The sequence below is a fragment of the Azoarcus taiwanensis genome, assembly GCF_012910885.1.
Lineage (GTDB): Bacteria > Pseudomonadota > Gammaproteobacteria > Burkholderiales > Rhodocyclaceae > Azoarcus_F > Azoarcus_F taiwanensis.
This window is the reverse complement of the sequence record NZ_WTVM01000120.1, coordinates 1-12,059: the sequence shown is the minus strand read 5'-3', so window position 1 is coordinate 12,059 and position 12,059 is coordinate 1. Positions and strand designations below refer to the sequence as shown.

The 12,059-nt window shown below is 64.1% G+C and carries 9 protein-coding genes and 1 pseudogene; 5 read left to right on the top strand and 5 right to left on the bottom strand.

Annotated features, from left to right (window positions below; all coding sequences use genetic code 11):
• Nucleotides 1-546: pseudogene (ispH, locus tag GPA21_RS15870) on the top strand (4-hydroxy-3-methylbut-2-enyl diphosphate reductase); the annotation flags it as partial.
• A 127-nt stretch (nucleotides 547-673) separates the two neighbouring features.
• Here the strand turns inward: ispH and GPA21_RS15865 are convergent.
• Nucleotides 674-1,774: an aromatic ring-hydroxylating oxygenase subunit alpha gene (locus tag GPA21_RS15865; RefSeq protein WP_168989103.1), complete on the bottom strand. Its 1,101-nt coding sequence runs from the start codon at nucleotides 1,772-1,774 to the stop codon at nucleotides 674-676.
• 126 nt (nucleotides 1,775-1,900) lie between these two features.
• On the opposite strand from GPA21_RS15865, the gene xseB reads away from it, so the two are divergent.
• From xseB to folE2, 4 genes are read left to right on the top strand one after another with little or no spacing between them, the layout of a single operon-like run.
• Nucleotides 1,901-2,131 (top strand): exodeoxyribonuclease VII small subunit, encoded by a 231-nt coding sequence (xseB, locus tag GPA21_RS15860; RefSeq protein ID WP_168989102.1) that lies wholly within the window; start codon nucleotides 1,901-1,903, stop codon nucleotides 2,129-2,131.
• 23 nt (nucleotides 2,132-2,154) lie between these two features.
• Nucleotides 2,155-3,033, top strand: coding sequence for a polyprenyl synthetase family protein (locus GPA21_RS15855; RefSeq protein ID WP_168989106.1), 879 nt, complete (start codon nucleotides 2,155-2,157; stop codon nucleotides 3,031-3,033).
• 23 nt (nucleotides 3,034-3,056) lie between these two features.
• On the top strand, nucleotides 3,057-4,919 hold the full coding sequence (gene dxs, locus GPA21_RS15850) for a 1-deoxy-D-xylulose-5-phosphate synthase (RefSeq protein WP_168989101.1): 1,863 nt from the start codon (nucleotides 3,057-3,059) through the stop codon (nucleotides 4,917-4,919).
• A 59-nt stretch (nucleotides 4,920-4,978) separates the two neighbouring features.
• Entirely contained in the window at nucleotides 4,979-5,788 is an 810-nt protein-coding gene (gene folE2, locus GPA21_RS15845) for a GTP cyclohydrolase FolE2 (protein ID WP_168989100.1), read from the top strand.
• A gap of 52 nt (nucleotides 5,789-5,840) precedes the next feature.
• On the opposite strand, the gene GPA21_RS15840 is transcribed toward folE2, so the two are convergent.
• Genes GPA21_RS15840 through GPA21_RS15825 form a run of 4 tightly spaced genes read right to left on the bottom strand, consistent with a single transcriptional unit; the run spans nucleotide 5,841 to nucleotide 11,936 of the window.
• Entirely contained in the window at nucleotides 5,841-7,490 is a 1,650-nt protein-coding gene (locus GPA21_RS15840; protein WP_211163644.1) for an ABC transporter ATP-binding protein, read from the bottom strand.
• Complete coding sequence (locus tag GPA21_RS15835; RefSeq protein ID WP_168989099.1) at nucleotides 7,487-8,683, bottom strand: ABC transporter permease; 1,197 nt, start codon at nucleotides 8,681-8,683, stop codon at nucleotides 7,487-7,489. The genes GPA21_RS15840 and GPA21_RS15835 overlap by 4 nt, the downstream gene beginning before the upstream one ends.
• On the bottom strand, nucleotides 8,676-10,058 hold the full coding sequence (locus GPA21_RS15830; RefSeq protein ID WP_168989098.1) for an ABC transporter permease: 1,383 nt from the start codon (nucleotides 10,056-10,058) through the stop codon (nucleotides 8,676-8,678). The genes GPA21_RS15835 and GPA21_RS15830 overlap by 8 nt, the downstream gene beginning before the upstream one ends.
• Before the next feature lie 3 nt (nucleotides 10,059-10,061).
• A complete protein-coding gene (locus GPA21_RS15825; RefSeq protein WP_211163643.1) occupies nucleotides 10,062-11,936 on the bottom strand; it encodes a peptide-binding protein in 1,875 nt (624 codons plus the stop codon).
• Nucleotides 11,937-12,059: the final 123 nt, after the last annotated feature.

Genomic DNA, 12,059 nt, shown 5'->3' with positions numbered 1-12,059 from the left:
GGCACGATGGGCCAGGTCGAAGGGGGCATCGATCTCGTCGAAACCGTCGATGATGTTGCGAGCCTGCAGGTCGCCAACCCGGACAAGCTCGCCTTCGTCACCCAGACCACGCTGTCGATCGATGATGCGTCGGCGATCATTGCGGCGCTTAAGCAGCGCTTCCCGAGTATCGTCGGCCCGCGCAAGGACGACATCTGCTATGCGACCCAGAACCGGCAGGACGCGGTCAAGTTCATGACACCGCAAGTGGACGCGGTGCTCGTGGTGGGCTCGGCCACGAGTTCGAACTCCAACCGGTTGCGCGAGGTCGCCGCCCTGCGTGGCGTTCCCGCCTGGCTGATCGACAACGCAGACGCGATCGATCCTGCCTGGCTCGAAGGCAAGCGACGCATCGGCGTCACTGCGGGCGCGTCTGCCCCCGAGGTACTCGTGGAGGATGTCGTCGCCCGACTGCGCGAACTGGGCGGCAAGAACGTCCGTCTGCTCGAGGGCGTGCCGGAAAAGGTCGTGTTTCCGCTGCCGAAGGAATTGCAGGCGGGTCACTGAATTCGCTCCCGCCCCGCCCCCTTGCAGCGGAGGCGATGTTCCGTATCGCCTGCGCTCGTACGCCTCATCAGCGCGAGCAAAAAGGGCGCCAACGGCGCCCTTTTTGTTCATGCTCTGCAAATCTCGGTCACAGATGCGGCTCCATGATGCGCCGGTAGAACTCATGGAAATGCTGCATGCCATCTTCGAACGGTGACTGGTACGGGCCGACCTCGTTGCGCCCTTCCTGCAACAAGGCCCAGCGACCCCGATCCATGCGCTCGGCGATGTCGTCATCCTCGATCGCGGTTTCCATGTAGGCCGCCTGTTCGGCCTCGATGAACTCGCGCTCGAACTCGACGATCTCTTCCGGATAGTAGAACTCGACCACGTTGGTGGTCTTGTTGACATCCTTCGGGATCAGCGTGCTCACCACGAGCACATGCGGATACCACTCGACCATGATGTTCGGGTAGTAAGTCAGCCAGATCGCACCGTGCGCGGGTTTGTGCTCACCGTAGTAGTCGAGCACCGCCTTGTGCCACTTCGCGTAGACTTCGCTACCCGGCCTGGCCAGCGAAGTAATGCCGACCTGCTGAACCGAGTACCAGTCACCAAACTGCCAGGTCAGGTCGTCACAGGTTACGAAGTTGCCCAAGCCCGGATGGAAGGGCACGACGTGATAGTCCTCGAGGTAAACCTCGATGAAGGTTTTCCAGTTGTAGTTGCACTCGTGGATTTCAACGCGATCAAGCTTGTAACCGCTGAAGTCGAGCTCCTTGGCCACTTCCATGCCAGCCAGATCCTCGACGGCCGAGCGCGGTCCCTTGAACAGCAGACCATGCCAGTTTTCCAGCGTATCGCGCTTGAGGTTGAGGCAGGGGTTGGCAGGAAAGTGCGGCGCGCCGAGAAGCGCACCCTCGCGGTCGTAGGTCCAGCGGTGCACCGGGCACACGACGTGATCGGTCTTGCCGGCACCCTGCAGCATGATGGCCTGACGATGACGGCAGACATTCGACATCTGGTGGATGCCCGAATCGGTGCGCATCAGCAGCTTGGAATGGTCGAGCCACTCCAGCGAACGATAGCTGCCGGCCTCAGGCACCATCAGCTCATGGCCAACGTACCCCGGACCGGCATCAAAGAGAAGGCGCTTCTCCAGCTCGAACACCTTTTCGTCGAAGTACATCGACACCGGAAGCTGCGAAGCTCCCGGCGCCAGTTGCGCCTTGGAAGCACTGTCGGACATGCCCGAACCCCCCTCTTGGCAATCAAGAAATCCGGAATAAAAGACCTTCCATTCTACGAAAAATGCTGTTTGACCACCAGCGGGTCAATCGGTTATGTTCAGCGTTTTACCCCGTCAGCTCAGACCATGACAAAGCCTTCCGGTTCGCCGAAATCCTTCGAGTCGGCCATTGCCGAACTCGAGCGCATCGTCGAGGAGATGGAAGGGTCGGCAATCTCGCTCGAAGACGGCCTGGCGCGCTACCAGCGCGGGGTCACGCTGTTGAAGTATTGCCGCAACACGCTGACCGAGGCAGAGCAGCGCATTCTCAGGCTTGAGGGCGACGCGCTGGTCGAATCCGGCGATCAAGAGGCGTGACCTTGAGCGACTTCGCACAATGGATGGCCGACATCCAGGCTCGCACCGAAGACGCGCTTGGGCAGTTGCTCCCGCCTTCGTCCACGCACCCCGACCTGCTGCATGAAGCCATGCGTTATGCGGTATTGGGCGGCGGCAAACGGGTGCGGGCGCTCCTCGTACATGGTGCCGGCGAGATCGCCGGTGCGACCGCCAATGAACTGGACCGTGCCGCAGCGGCAGTCGAACTCATCCATGCGTACTCACTGGTGCACGACGACATGCCCTGCATGGACGATGACGCACTGCGCCGTGGCAAACCCACGGTGCACGTCGAATACGATGAGGCAACCGCGCTCCTGACCGGCGACGCACTGCAGACGATGGCTTTCGAGGTCCTGTGCGGGGCGGAAGACGCCTGTGCCGAAACCCTGCCGGCAGAGCGGAGAATCGCGATGATCCGCCTCCTTGCCCAAGCCTCGGGATCACGTGGCATGGCCGGCGGACAAGCGATCGACCTCGCATCGGTGGGCCTCGCGATCAGCCTCGAAGAACTGGAGTTCATGCACATCCGCAAGACCGGCGCCCTGATCCGTGCATCGGTTCTGCTGGGCGCTCAGTGTGGCAACTGCAGTGCAGACACCCTCGAGCGGCTCGACCGCTACGGCAAGCTTGTGGGGCTGTTGTTCCAGGTGGTAGACGACATCCTCGACGCCAACTCGGATACTGCAACCCTTGGCAAGACCGCCGGCAAGGACGCCGACAACAACAAACCCACCTACGTGAGCCTGCTCGGCCTCGGTGAGGCCCGCAAGCTCGCCGACAGCCTGCTCGACGAAACCGAGGCTGCACTTGTTCCGCTCGGCCACGCCGCAACCCGGCTACGGGAACTTGCAGTCTTCATCGTCCATCGCAGGTTCTGACCCCCTCACACCGCTTCCACGCCATGTCCGCCTACGAACTGCTCAAGCGCATCGACGCTCCGTCCGATCTGCGCCGCCTCACCCGTTCGGAACTGCCCGCGCTGGCGGACGAGTTGCGCGCTTTCCTGATCGAGTCGGTATCTAAGACTGGCGGCCATCTGTCCTCCAATCTCGGCACCGTCGAACTGTCGATCGCCCTGCACTATGTCTTCGACACCCCGGAAGACCGTATCGTGTGGGACGTCGGTCACCAGACCTACGGTCACAAAGTCCTCACCGGTCGCCGTGAGGCGATGGCCGGACTGAGGCACCATGGCGGCATCTCCGGTTTTCCGCGCCGGTGCGAGAGCCCCTACGACACTTTCGGCACTGCCCATTCGTCCACCTCGATCTCGGCCGCGCTCGGCATGGCGGTCGCAGCGCGTGACAAGGGCGAGCGCCGCCGGGCTGTGGCGGTCATCGGCGACGGCGCGATGTCCGCGGGGATGGCGTTCGAGGCGATGAACAACGCCGGCGTCACCCGCGACGCCGATCTGCTGGTCATTCTCAACGACAACGAGATGTCGATCTCACCACCGGTCGGCGCGCTGACCGGCATTCTCGCCAGGATGCTGAGCGGCCGAACCTACAACGCGGCCCGTCGCGCCGGCGAGAAGGTGCTCGGCATCGCTCCGCCAGTGCTCGATTTCGCGCGCAAGGTCGAGGAACACGTCAAGGGCATGATCACGCCGGGCACGCTGTTCGAGGAGTTCGGCTTCCACTACTACGGCCCGGTCGACGGTCACGACCTCGACGCGCTGATCCCGATGCTGCAGAACCTGCGCAACCTGCGCGGCCCCCAGTTTCTCCACGTCGTGACCCGCAAGGGCCATGGCTACAAGCTTGCCGAAGCCGATCCCATCCTGTACCACGGCGTCTCCCGCTTCGACCACAACTCGGGCATCGCAACCGGCAAGAGCGGCGGCAAACTCAGCTACACGCAGGTCTTCGGCGACTGGTTGTGCGACATGGCCGCGGCCGATGAACGGCTCGTCGCGATCACTCCCGCCATGCGCGAAGGCTCCGGCATGGTGCGCTTCGCGAAGGAATACCCGAACCGCTACCATGATGTGGGCATCGCCGAACAGCATGCGCTGACCTTCGCCGCGGGCCTGGCCTGTGAGGGCCGCAAGCCGGTGGTGGCGATCTACTCCACCTTTCTGCAGCGTGCCTACGACCAGCTCATCCACGATGTCGCACTGCAGAACCTGCCCGTCATGATGGCCATCGACCGTGCCGGCCTGGTGGGCGCGGATGGCGCCACACATCATGGCGCCTTCGACCTGTCCTACCTGCTTTGCCTGCCCAACCTCGTGGTGATGACACCATCGGACGAGAACGAATGCCGGCAGATGCTCTACACCGCGTATCAGCATGAAGGCCCCACTGCGGTGCGCTATCCGCGCGGCAGCGGCTCGGGCGTCGTGCCTCAGGCGCAGATGCAGGCCCTGCCGATCGGCAAGGCTGAAGTGAGGCGTAGCGGCGAAGCGATTGCCCTGCTCGCTTTCGGCAGCATGCTCACACCCGCCCTGGAAGTTGGCGAGATGCTGGATGCCACGGTGGTGAACATGCGCTTCGCCAAACCGCTGGACGAGGCCTGTATCATCGAGATGGCCGCCAAGCATCAACTGCTCGTCACCGTCGAGGAGAATGCGGTGATCGGCGGCGTCGGCGCCGAAATCTCGCGTATCGTCGACACCCTGCCACATCGGCCGCGTGTCCTGCGCCTGGGTCTACCGGATCGATTCATCGACCACGGCGACCAGAGCCAACTCCTGGCTGGCGCGGGACTGGACCGGGACGGCATCCTTGCCGCCATTGAGCGGTTCAATCATAACAATAGTTGAGTAAATTTGTCGGGCTTGATAAGCTTTGATGCATATCAAGATCCAACCGAGAACAGCACATGAAACCCATCGAGGCGCAAGCCATTCCAGACGTCCAGAGCTTCGAGGACGCACGTCAGCTCGCCATCAACAAGGTTGGCATCAAGTCCATCCGCCATCCGGTGCGCGTCAGCGATCGAAACGGCGGCGTGCAGCACACCGTCGCGACCTTCAACATGTACGTGGGCCTGCCGCACAACTTCAAGGGCACCCACATGTCGCGCTTCATCGAGATCCTCAACGGCAGGGAGCGCGAGATCTCAGTCGAGAACTTTGAGCCGATGCTGCGCGAGATGGTCGAGCGCCTCGAAGCCGAGACCGGCCACATCGAGATGACCTTCCCGTACTTCATCAACAAGGCGGCGCCGATCTCCGGTGTGCAAAGCCTGATGGATTATGAGGTCACCTTTACCGGCGAAATCCACGAAGGCGGCAAGTACGAATTCGACGTCAAGGTGCTGGTGCCAGTCACCAGCCTGTGCCCGTGCTCAAAGAAGATCTCCAACTACGGCGCGCACAACCAGCGCTCGCATGTCACCGTTACCGCCAAGCTCGACGGCCACATGTGGATTGAAGAGATAGTTCAGCTCGTCGAAGGCCAGGCCTCGTGTGAGCTCTATGGTCTGCTCAAGCGTCCTGACGAGAAGTACGTTACCGAGCGCGCCTACGACAACCCCAAGTTCGTCGAGGACATGGTGCGCGACGTCGCCGGTCTGCTCAATCTCGAGCCGCGCATCGTCGCTTTCTCGGTCGAGTCGGAGAACTTCGAGTCCATCCACAACCACTCGGCCTACGCGATCATCGAGCGAGACAAGCGCAAGGCCGCCTGAACCTCGCACCCTATCGCGACGCCCCGCCACCCTGACCGTTGGCGGGGCGTTTTCACGTTGCAGCGACCAAAGCCCCATCCAGCCGCGGCACTGCGGCGAGCAAACTACGGGTGTAATCCTCGCTCGGCGAACGCAGTACCGCATCGGTTCGCCCGCTTTCGACCAGCCGCCCCTGATGCATTACCACCATGCGGTCGGCGAGGTATTCCACCACCCCCATGTTGTGGGTGATGAACAGCATACCCAGGCCATCCTCATCCACCAGGCGGCGCAACAGCTTGAGGATGCCGGCCTGCACCGAGACATCCAGCGCCGAGGTGATCTCGTCGCACAGGATGAAGCGCGGCTCGAGCACCAGCGCACGAGCGATCGCCAGCCGTTGGCGCTGACCACCGGAGAACTCGTGCGGATAACGCCACAGGCTGTCGGTCGGCATTTCGACGCGTTCGAGTAGCTCGGCAGCGCGCCGCGTGCGCTCCTCGTCGTCGCGGCCGATGCCATGAACCCGCATCGGCTCCAGCAACGTGGTCATGATCGGCAGACGCGGATTGAGGCTGGAACCCGGATCCTGGAACACCACCTGCATGCGCCGGCGCAGCGCACGCAGGTCCTGGCGCGAGGTATGGGTGATGTCGCGCCCCTCGAGCTCGATCCGCCCCCCGGTCGGCTCGATGAGTCGCAACAAGGCCTTCCCCAGTGTCGTCTTGCCGCAGCCGGACTCACCGACCAGAGCTACGACCTCGCCCGCGCCAACCTCGAGCGACACGTCGTCCACCGCGCGAAACTGATCGACCACCCGGCGAAGAAAGCCCCGTCGCACCGGAAAGTGCACCTTCAGCCCTTCGACGCGCACCAGGGGCTCTGTGCGGGCCGCAGCCCGCGCCTCACGTGGCAAGCGCTCCGGCAGCGCACCGATGAGCCGCCGCGTGTAGTCGTGGCTTGGCTTGCGCAACACCTCGCTCGCCGGCCCCTGCTCCACCAGCTTGCCCTGTCGCATCACGCCGACACTGTCCGCGATCTGCGCGACCACGCCGAAATCGTGGGTGATGAACAACATGCCCATCCCGCGCGAATCCTGCAGCTCGCGCATCAGGCGCAGGATCTCGGCCTGCACGGTGACGTCTAGCGCGGTGGTCGGCTCGTCGGCGATCAGCAGCGCCGGCTCGCAGATCAAGGCCATCGCGATCATCACCCGCTGTCGCTGGCCCCCCGACAACCGGTGCGGAAACTCCTTCACCCGGCCGCTCGGGTCCGGCATGCGCACCTCCGCCAGCGCGGCGACGATGCGTTCGGCTCGCTCGCCCGAAGGCATCTCCGGATGATGCAGCAGCAAGGCCTCGTCGAGTTGGTCGCCGATAGTCATCACCGGGTTCAGCGAAGTCATCGGCTCCTGGAAGATCATGCCAATGCGTCCGCCGCGAACCGCGCGCAGCGCGTCATCGCTCGCGCCGAGGAGCTCCATGCCCTCGCCGCTCCCGTCCGCGTGCAGGCGGATGCTGCCGCCCGGATGCCGGTGCCGGAACCGGGGCAGCAAGCCCATCGCAGACAATGCGGTCACCGACTTGCCGCTGCCGGATTCACCCACCAGGCAGAAGGTCTCGCCCCGCTTCACCGCAAGCGACACGCCATCGACCGCGCGCATCCAGTTGCGGCCGTCTGCCGACAGTTCGGTGACCAGATCACGGATCTCGAGCAGCTTCACTCCGCGCCTCCGCTGCGCTGGGTATGCGGATCGACCGCATCACGCAAGGCCTCGCCGATGAGGTTGTAGGCAAACACCGTAAGAAAGATCGCCCCACCCGGAAACACCGCCAGCCACCAGTTGAAGGTCGAGGACTGCACCGCCTGGTTGAGCATCTGCCCCCACGAGGGGTCATCCACCAGGCCCAGACCGAGGAACGAGAGCGTCGCTTCGGCGAGAATCGCGGAGGCAACCCCGAAGCTCGCCGCCACCAGCAAGGGGGCGAGGCCATTGGGGAGCATGTGGCGGAACAGGATCGACCACAGCGGCAGCCCGCAGGCGACCGCGGCCTGGACGAAATCCTGCTCGCGCAGCTTGAGGAATTCCGCGCGCACGTAGCGTGCGTAGCCGGACCACGAGGTGATCCCGATGATGACCATCATCATGTAGATCGACCGCCCGAAGAAGGCGACGAAGGTCAGCAGCAGGAACAGCGTCGGAATGGCCTCGAAGATCTCGACCAGGCGCATGCCGATCATGTCCACCACGCTAGAGAAGTAGCCCATGAGCCCACCGATGATCGTGCCGATCAGCAGCGCGATGCCGGTCGCGATGAAGCCGATGCCAAGCGCGATACGCGAGGCGTGGATCATGCGTGCGGCCACGTCGGCGCCGTTCTCCTCGGTGCCGAACCAGTGGCGACGCTCATCCGCCCTCAGCGGCGCCTCGATGCCGGTGTCGCCGTAGTCGCGCAGATAGTCCTTGGCCGAGTAGGGAATCGGTGCCCGCCACACCTTCTCGATTCGGCCATCGCCCTCGAGTTCGCGGTACTGCTCGTAGATCGTCAGCGCCGGCGGTGAGACCATGCCGTAAGCGACGATGGCCGTGACCGCGACCCCGGACAACCATGCCGCGAGCTTGATCCATGCCTGCAGCCTGGAAACCCCCAGCCCGAGCGCCAGCGTGAAGCCGACCAGCCACACCCAGTCCAGCGGCTCGAGGTTCGCGAGCGCCGGGCTGCTCCCCTGACCATCGACCACCATGTACAGCGGGTGACTGTTGGCGATGAAGGGCGCAAAGGTCGCCACCATCACCAGCACTGCGATCCAGGCGAGGCCGATGCGCGCGCCCGTGCGGCGCAACAATGCACCCGCCACCTGGCGTGACCACGGACGCGAACGGGGGTGTTGAGTCGTCGCAACTGCGTCAGTCATAACTCACCCTCGGATCCGCGATCGCATAGGCGATATCCGCCAGCAGGTAGCCCGCGAGCGTCAGCAGGCCGGAGATCAGTGTGACTGACAACACCAGCTCGCGGTCCCGGGTCTGCACCGCCTCGACCGCGAGCTTGCCCATGCCGTCGATGCTGAAAATGCTCTCGATGATGACCGAACCCGCGAGCAGGCTGGGCAGCAAGGTCGCCGACACCGTGATCAGCGGCAGCAAGGAGTTGCGAAAGACATGGCGCCACAGCACGGTTTCCTCATCCACGCCCTTGGCCCGTGCGGTGCGCGCGTAATCCGCCGCCAGGTTCTCGAGCAGCGACGAGCGGGTAAGCTTGGCGAGAAAGGCGAGCCCGCCATAGGACAGCGCGATCACGGGCAGCACCAGATGCCAGGCGCGGTCGAAGAGATAGCCGCCCTGCACCACCTCCACGCCGGCCGCGCGCGCCAGCCCGATGCCGACGCCCACGCCGAGCCCGCCGGCCACCGCAATGCGCAGCGCGGCGCTGCCCAAGCCCGCGAGCCCCCCGACCAGCAACGCACCAATCGCCGCGAGCACGAGGTGCAGTCCGCCCGGTGCCATGCCGTTGAGGTCGGCCGCCATGAGGTAGCCGAGGCTCGCCCCAAGCAAGCCGCCACCAACATGACGTGCAGCGCGCGGTGCCTTCGCCGCCGCCCACACCAACAGCGTCGCCGCCAGACCAACGGCGAGGAACATCCCGATCACATCGGACATCGAGCCCAGCCACGGCAAGAAGGTCTGATCGACTGCCTCTCGTCGCACCAGACCGGCGGTCGGAAACCAGCGCCAGTACTGCTCGGAAGCGAAAAAGCCGATGAACAGCACGCCCGCGAGCATGGTCGGCACCGACCACAAGCCGAGCAGCACGACGTTCGAGGCCACGTCGAAGCGGCCACCCCGCGCCCGCGCGGCCTGCACGCCGATGGCGATGGACACCGCGTAAATGAGCGGAATCGACAACAGATTGAGCAGCAGGGTAATCGGCAAGCGCTCGGCGAGCAGATCGATCACCGGCCGGCCGTAGCGGAAGCTCACCCCAAGATCCGAGCCCTTCCACAACGAAAAGCTGCCCAACGAACCGTCGGCCTCACGCGAGAACCCGATCGGCGAAATGTTGTTGAGCCAGCGCAGATACTGCACCGGCGCCGGCTGATCCAGACCATACAACCGGTTGTAGTAGTCCTCGAGCGCGCGTCGGGTCTCCGGTTCGAGGTTGGTGCCATCGACCAGCGATTGCGCGCTGATGCCGCCGGGCGCGGCCGCCATGACGACGAACACCACGATGGTGATACCGAACAAGGTCGGCACCATCAACGCGATGCGGCGGAGCAGATAGATGAGCATCGCTCAGCGCCTGCGCTGGACCGCCTGCGGCACGTACACCTCCACCGGCACCGCCATCAGATTGAGCCCAAGTGCGGTGTTCTCGATATTGGCGATGCGCTTGTCGACGAAGGCCAGCGTGTGGCGTCGGAACAGGAAGGTATAGGGCTGGTCCTCGACCAGAATGCGTTCGGCCTCGCGCCACAGCTTCATGCGCGCGTCCTCGTCAACTTCGGCGCGGGCCGCGTCGATCAGCCGGTCGAGTTCGGGGTTGCGGTAACTCATGAAGTTGTCGCCGCCCTCCATGGTCTGGGTCGAATGGAACATCTGGAAGATGTCGATTTCGATACCGGAGGTCCAGCCCAGCGTGATCGCGTCGAAGTCTTTCTGCCGCAGGTTTTCGAGCATCACCGACCATTCGGTGGGACGCGGACGCATCACCACACCGGCACGCGCGTAGAGATCGCGCAGGAACAGCACCATGCGCCGGGTGTCCTCGTTGTCCTGGAAGAAGGTCAGCTCGAACTCGAAGTTGCGCCCGTCGGGGCCCTGCAGGATGCCGTCGCCATTGCGGTCGGCGTAACCCGCCTCGGCGAGCAGCGCGCGGGCGCGTTCGAGGTCGAAGGGAATCGGCATATTGGCCGGGTCGTGCTGCGGCGAGCGGGGGCTGAATGGGCTTACCGCCCGCTCAGCATAGCCGAGCATCACCTCGTCCATGATGCGGTCGACATCGGTCATCAGAGTCATCGCCTGTCGCACCCGCGGGTCGGCAAAGCGGGTTGGCTGGCCGGCGCGCTCCTGGTTCCACGCGATGTAGGCATAGCCCGCAGTGGGGCTCATGTATTCGAAATGGTGGCTGCGCGCCATCAAGGCTTCGTCGTCGAGCAGGCGCTGATACTCACGCGGGCGGGCGCCGTAGAGATCGATATCCTGATTGCGGAAGGTGGTCAGACGAGCGCTGTCGTTCTCGATCACCCGCCAGACGATGCGGTCGAAGGGCGGATCCACCGGTCCCCAATAGCGCGGGTTGCGCTCGAGTTCCACCCGACCCTGATCCGGTGTCCAGGTCTCGGGGTTGGCGAGGCGATACGGACCGGAGCCGAGCAGCAGGCCCCGACTTTCGTTGAACGTGCGCGGATCGTCGAGATAGCGGCTATAGAAATGCGCCGGTAGCACCGACATGCCACCCGCAAGTTGCAGGCTGTTGAAATAGGGTTCGGCAAAGAAGAACTCGACCGTGTGATCGTCGAGGGCGGTGACTCGTTCGATGCGCGATAGATAGGCGCGGTCGCGCGGCGCAGCGATCACCTCGTTCATGATGAAATCGAAGGTGAATTGCACGTCGTGCGCGGTGAGCGCCATGCCGTCCGAGAAGCTCACGTCGCGCCGCAGGCGGAAAGTGATGGTCTTGCCGTCCTCGGACACCTGCCAGTCTTCGGCGATGAGGCCCCGCCATTCGAGGGTGTCCGGATCACGCGCGATCAGGGATTCGAGGACGTAGTTCTGCACCTCACTGGCGTAGGCGTCCGACGACACCAGCGGCGTAATCGTGCGCAGGCCGGTACCGAAGGCAAGCATCAGCCAGTCGCCGGAGGCGTAATCCGGTTGATCGAGGGCGCGCCGCGCCCGGTCAAAGGCATCGGGTGTGCCGGTGGCCACCTCCCGCGCGGTCTCGCCCGCGACCTGGAACTGACCGCTGCGCACGGTCTGCTCAAGGTCGCGCAGCAAACCCCTGGTGCGCCGGATGTCCTCGGACTGCTCCTGCATGATGCGGGTCATGTCGGTCATGCGCTGCCACTGGCGATCGACCTGGATCATCAGCAGCAGGAGCATGATGCCCATCAGGCCAAAGCCGACCCACAAGCCGATTCGCATCCCGAAGCCCGATCCTTTGCTCATCATCCCGTCCGTTTCGAAAAGTCCGCTGCGTACTTTACATGAGGCGCTGCCCAGTTCGCGGCTCACGCCGCTCCTACAAGCCATGGACACGCCCCTGGCAACACCGCCCCCACCACTTATGGG